Source organism: Pseudomonas sp. GXM4 (assembly GCF_008923895.1).
Lineage (GTDB): Bacteria > Pseudomonadota > Gammaproteobacteria > Pseudomonadales > Pseudomonadaceae > Aquipseudomonas > Aquipseudomonas atacamensis.
The window spans coordinates 1-4,510 of record NZ_WBRZ01000362.1; the positions used below are offsets into that span (position 1 = coordinate 1).

Genomic DNA, 4,510 nt, shown 5'->3' on the forward strand with positions numbered 1-4,510 from the left:
AATAAAACCTGAACCATTCTCCAATACTCGCAAACTTTCACGTTCGTACTCCGAGGCAACTAATCATTAGCATCTTTTTCACGAAAAATTGATCCATGGCTGCCTAAAGTTTGGCATGCCTCGGTGAATGAAATTTTCACACTTGACGAGGCTCTTCTTTCAGGAACAGTCACTCATCATGTTGAAGTTAAAAGCCGTGCGCCCGGAATGGGTGACGTTGTTCGCCAGCGCCTTTTTGTTGCTCGGTTTCAATCTGGTGCTTTGGCAACATCTGTTCGAGATCACCGCCGCCGATGGTAAGGGCATCGCCATGCGCGTGGCGTTTGGCGTGATGATCTTTGCCGCGTTCAACATAGTCCTGACGTTATTCGCTTTCCGGCCACTGCTTAAACCACTATTGACCCTGTTGTTTTTAGTCAGCGCCGGCGTGGCTTACTTCATGAGCCAATATGGCGTGATGATCGATGCCGGCATGTTTCGCAACTTTGCCGAAACCAATGTGACGGAAGTGCGTGATCTGCTCTCGTTGAAGTTGTTCACTTATATTCTCTTGCTGGGTATTTTGCCGTGTTTGTTGTTGTGGAAAGTACCGGTCAATTATCGGCGCTGGCATCGTGAGTTGTTCAGCAAAGTTATTGTCAGTGTTGCCTCGGCGGCGGTAATCGGTGTTGTGGCATTGGCCAACTATCAAGGTTTGTCGTCGCTGTTTCGCAATCACCACGAAATTCGCCTGATGCTGGTGCCGAGCAATTACATCGGCGCATCCATTGGTTATCTGCAAGAGCAAGTGGTCTCGGCGCAGCAACCGTTCATCAAGATCGGCGAAGATGCCCAGCGCAACCCCGACTTGCAGCTACAGCCACGCAAATCCCTCACGGTGCTGGTGGTGGGGGAGAGTGCGCGGGCGCAGAACTTCGGCATTCTCGGTTATGACCGCGACACCACCCCGCAACTGGACAAGGAGGCCGGGCTGATCGCCTTTACCGATGTGCATTCCTGCGGTACGGAAACCGCAGTTTCGGTACCGTGCATGTTCTCCAATATGGGTCGCAAGGATTACAACGCCAGCAAGGCCAGGAATGAAGAAGGCTTGCTCGATGTGCTCAAGCGTGCCGGCATCGATGTGATCTGGCGTGATAACCAGTCCGGCTGCAAAGGTACTTGCGACCGCGTCACGGTGCAGGATGTCAGCAAGTTGCAAGACCCTGCGTTATGCGCCAACAGCGAGTGTCGCGATGAAATCCTCCTGCAAGGTCTGCAAAGTTTCATCGATCATCTGGACAAGGACACCGTGCTGGTTCTGCACCAGATGGGCAGTCATGGCCCGGACTACTTCAAGCGTTATCCCAAGGAGTACGAACACTTCACTCCGGTCTGTGAAAGTAACGCGCTGAACAATTGCAGCCGCGAAAGTATCGTCAACGGTTACGATAACACCTTGGTCTACACCGACCATGTGCTGGCGAGCCTGATTGATGTGCTGCGCAGTAATCAGGACAAAGTCGACACCGCCATGCTCTATCTGTCGGACCACGGCGAATCGCTGGGCGAGTACAACCTGTTTCTGCACGGCACGCCTTATATGCTGGCGCCCGAGCAACAGAAGCATGTAGCGATGCTGGCGTGGTTCTCTGACAGCTATCAGAAGGCCTATTCGGTCGACACCCATTGCCTGCAACTGAGCCGGGACAAGCCGCTGAGCCAGGACAATCTGTTCCACTCGATGCTCGGCCTGCTGGAAGTGCGCAGCAGCGTCTATCAACCTGCCTTGGACATGTTTGCCGGCTGTCGTGGCGCGGTGATCGACGGCGTGTTGGCCAAGCAGTGAAGCGTTTCCTGCCCGTCGCGCCAATGCGAGGGGCCTTTCTGTTTCTGCTGTCAGACTATTCTTGCTGACAGGCAAGACATTTCCTTACAGCTCTTGCCCTTCAAAGGCGCGTAAATCGTCGGTGGCGATATATACTGCGCGCCATTCTTCAAGGGAGAGCCGTGTGGCTATCGATATTCACTGGATTCGCGACAACGAAAGCCTCGCGCAGTTTTGCGCCGAGTGGCAGCAGCTGCCGTTCGTTGCCCTCGACACCGAATTCATGCGGGTCGACACCTTCTACCCGATTGCCGGCCTGTTGCAGATCGGCGACGGCAAACGCGCCTACCTGATCGATCCGCTGACCATCAACGCCTGGCAACCTCTGGCAGCGTTGCTGGAAAACCCGGCGGTGCTCAAAGTCCTGCACGCCTGCAGCGAAGACCTCGAAGTGCTGTTGCGCCTGACCGGCAGCCTGCCGGCGCCGTTGTTCGACACACAACTGGCCGCCGCCTATCTGAACCTCGGTTTTTCGATGGGCTACTCGCGCCTGGTGCAGGAGGTGCTCGGCATCGACCTGCCCAAGGGCGAAACCCGCTCCGACTGGTTGCAGCGCCCGCTGTCCGAAACCCAGATCAGCTATGCCGCCGAAGACGCCGTGCATCTGGCTGAGGTGTTCGTCGAGTTGCGGCCCAAGCTGTCCGCCGACAAGTTCGCCTGGGTGCTGGAGGATGGCGCCGAACTGGTCGCCAACCTGCGCCGCGAGACCGATCCGTACGAGGTCTATCGCGAGGCGAAACTGGCGTGGAAGCTGTCCCGTGCCCAACTGGCCGTGCTGCGTGAGCTGTGCGCCTGGCGCGAAAAAGAAGCCCGTGCCCGCGACCTGCCGCGCAACCGCATCGTCCGGGAACACTCGCTGTGGCCCCTGGCCCGCACGCAGCCGGATAACCTCGCGGCGCTGGGCAAGATCGAAGACATGCACCCGCGTACCGTACGTCAGGACGGTCAGTTTCTGCTTGATCTGATCAAGCGCTCTGGCAGTGTGGGGCCGGATCAATGGCCGCCGGCAGTGCCCGAGCCGTTGCCGATCGAAGCCGCTGCGCTGATCAAACAACTGCGCGCGCTGGGTCAGGCCGAGGCCGAACGCCTGGGTATTGCCCCGGAACTGATGCTGCGCAAGAAAACCCTCGAAGCCCTGGTCAAAAGCGGCTTCCCCGAGGGTCCTTACCAATTGCCCGATTCGCTGCGTGGCTGGCGCCGCGAATTGCTCGGCCAGAAGCTGCTCGACAGCCTGGCCACCGCCGGAGAACAGCCTTGAAACGTATTTGCTCCATCTACCAAAGCTCCAAGCGCAGCGGCATGTATCTCTACGTGCTCAAGAGCGATGCGCTCGAGCGCGTGCCGGATGCGCTGATGACGGCTTTCGGCAAAGCGAAGCATTCCTTCGATCTGGTGCTGTCGCCCGAGCGCAAACTGGCCAGCGAAGACATCACCGTGGTCCTGGAAAACCTCGACAAGCAGGGCTATCACCTGCAAATGCCGCCGGCCGAGGACGAGTACATCGAGCACCTGCCCGAAGAGTTGCTGCGACGCAACGACCCGGTCTGACCCGCGAGGCCCTGTCCTGGGCCTCGGTTAACCCTGGAACTGTTTTTACCGCGATGGCCGGCCCGAATCCGGCGGCTGTCTGCACGGTTTGCGAAAGGTTTGAAGATGCGCGTTCTGATTGCTGAACACGACCACGCGATATACGCCCGCCTGCTGCGTCAGGCACTGCCCGAGCTTGAAGTCCTGACCAGCGGCGACTCCGCCGAACTGGCGCGACAGGCCGCCGATTGCCCGGTGTGGCTGGGCCAGCCGGATCTGCTCGCGACCCTGCTGCGCCAGGGCCATCAACCGCAATGGCTGCAATCGACCTGGGCCGGCATTACGCCGCTGCTCGCCGACGGCTTGCGCCGCGATTATCGCCTGACTCGCGCCGTGGGGATTTTCGGTCAGGTCATGGCCGAATACGTGCTGACCTACATCCTCGGCCACGAACGCGAAGTGCTGGCGCGGCTGGTCAGCCAGGTCGAGCGCAAGTGGGACAACCGCAGCGGCCAGAGTCTGGTCGGGCGCAAGGTGCTGATCGTCGGCACCGGAGACATCGGCCAGAGCGTTGCGCAGTTTCTCCTGCCGTTCGGCGTCGAGCTTTATGGCATCGCCAGCAGCGCCCGCGAACAGGCGCCGTTTGTCGAAGTCGGCGCGCTGGCCGATCTTCCGCGTCTGGTGGGCGAGGTGGACTACGTGGTCAATCTGCTGCCGAACACCGAACACACCCACGATATCTACGACGCGGCGCTGTTCAAGCAATTCAAACCGACCGGACTGTTCATCAACGCTGGACGCGGTGTGGCAGTGGTCGATGCCGATCTGGTTGAAGCTTTGAAAGAAGGGCACCTGGCCGGCGCGGTGATCGACGTCTGCCGTCAGGAACCATTGCCGCAACGCCATCCGTTCTGGACCGCGTGGGGCTTGCTGCTGACCGGGCACAGCTCGGCGCCGACCTCGCCGGCGCTGATGGTGGATTTGTTTGTGCAGAACCTGAAAGCGTACGAGGCGGGTGAGGCTTTGCGCGGCGAGGTGGATTTCACCCGCGGATATTGAGGTGTCATCAAAAGATCGCAGCCTTCGGCAGCTCCTACAGGGGAATGCATTCCAGAT

Annotated in this window: 4 protein-coding genes; all 4 read left to right on the plus strand. The window is 59.1% G+C overall.

The window, feature by feature from the left end; translation table 11 throughout:
• The first annotated feature begins 178 nt into the window (after nucleotides 1–178).
• Nucleotides 179–1,828, plus strand: coding sequence for a phosphoethanolamine transferase (locus F8N49_RS25860; protein ID WP_151553122.1), 1,650 nt, complete (start codon nucleotides 179–181; stop codon nucleotides 1,826–1,828).
• A gap of 163 nt (nucleotides 1,829–1,991) precedes the next feature.
• On the plus strand, nucleotides 1,992–3,125 hold the full coding sequence (gene rnd / locus F8N49_RS25865) for a ribonuclease D (RefSeq protein WP_071174688.1): 1,134 nt from the start codon (nucleotides 1,992–1,994) through the stop codon (nucleotides 3,123–3,125).
• Nucleotides 3,122–3,415, plus strand: a complete 294-nt coding sequence (locus F8N49_RS25870; protein WP_016771234.1) for a YcgL domain-containing protein — start codon at nucleotides 3,122–3,124, stop codon at nucleotides 3,413–3,415. The genes rnd and F8N49_RS25870 overlap by 4 nt, the downstream gene beginning before the upstream one ends.
• Before the next feature lie 105 nt (nucleotides 3,416–3,520).
• The gene (locus F8N49_RS25875) at nucleotides 3,521–4,453 is read left to right on the plus strand and encodes a D-2-hydroxyacid dehydrogenase (protein WP_016771233.1); all 933 of its coding nucleotides are present in this window, start codon (nucleotides 3,521–3,523) and stop codon (nucleotides 4,451–4,453) included.
• Nucleotides 4,454–4,510 lie beyond the last annotated feature (57 nt).

What these genes read in the sequence shown, in the direction of transcription:
- F8N49_RS25860 (WP_151553122.1), top strand. Translation starts at nt 179, where the DNA reads ATGTTGAAGTTAAAAGCCGTGCGCCCGGAATGGGTGACGTTGTTCGCC.
- F8N49_RS25875 (WP_016771233.1), top strand. Translation starts at nt 3,521, where the DNA reads ATGCGCGTTCTGATTGCTGAACACGACCACGCGATATACGCCCGCCTG.